This is a genomic window from Oleiphilus sp. HI0086, assembly GCF_001635225.1.
Genome location: NZ_LWFZ01000055.1, coordinates 1 through 1152, shown reverse-complemented (window position 1 = coordinate 1152; position 1152 = coordinate 1). Strand labels below are relative to the sequence as shown.

General features: G+C 43.6%; 1 protein-coding gene. It reads right to left on the bottom strand.

All coding sequences use genetic code 11. The annotated features are described in order from the left end of the window. Window positions 1-1152 (bottom strand): bifunctional diguanylate cyclase/phosphodiesterase (locus A3756_RS00860; protein WP_156490150.1); only part of this gene is annotated, 1152 nt, incomplete at both ends.

The window sequence follows — 1152 nt, the reverse complement described above, 5'->3', positions numbered from 1 at the left end:
CATCAAACGTTCTGTTACTTCCAGCTCCACCCAATCCAAGGTTTGCAAAAATACCTGGTGATTATGCGTCCAGTCAGATAACTCGCGATGGTGAAAGTTAGTTGGGCTAAAGTTGATAGCAACGATAAATTCTTCATTGAAATCACTGCGCCACTCTTTAACCTGCGCAATGGCATGTTCAAATACCCAGATGTCGATATCAAATATCTGACCGGTTTTTTCGGCAACCGGAATAAACAAGTCCGGCCTAACCTTACCCAGGTCTTCATCTTCCCAGCGTAATAAGGCTTCGAAACCGGTAATACTCATATCGCGCAAATCAATCAAAGGCTGAAAATAGAGCTCTAGTTGATTATTAACGATCGCATCTTTCAATTTACTCTTAATCGTATTGTGCAACACGATGTTATACATCATTGACTGGTCAAAGAATGCAAATGTATTACGGCCTGCTTCTTTGGCTTTATACATCGCGGTATCTGCACGACGAATCAAATCTTCAGTATTCTCGCCATCTTCAGGGTAAAGCACGACCCCGATACTACAACCTAATTGAAGCTGCGAGTCACTTAAGACAAAGTTTTCTTTAAAGGCCAATATCGTTTTATCAGCAACATCCTCAGCATCTGCGCGAGTGTTGCACTGAAAGCAAGCGATGAACTCATCGCCACCAAAACGGGCCACATAACCTCCGTAGCGAGTGATCAACTTCTTCAAGCGGGAAGCACTATCCAGCAGAATCTTATCGCCTGTACTATGCCCCAGGCTGTCATTCACCTCTTTAAAACCATCCAGGTCAATAAAAAAGATTGCCAGCTTCGAGTATTCGGCGTTTTCCTGCTGGTTAAGCATTTCATTTTTCAGGTGATATTCAATATGGCGACGGTTAGGCAAATTTGTCAGCATGTCGAAATTTGCCTGATGCTCTAACTGGTCTTCATAGGACTCTTTTGCCAAAGCAAACTCGGCAACCTGCTTTCGTCCCCGGTTCAAAGCTTCAACCAAGTCAGCAATTTCATCACTGTATTCGGGGCGATTCAGCACAATGGGCTTATAGGTTTTACTTGTTAGCTGAGCCGGCTGAACGGTTTCACGGCTAATTTTGGAAAGGTGGCGCGTCACTGCATTTTTAACAATCGTACTGAAAACAAA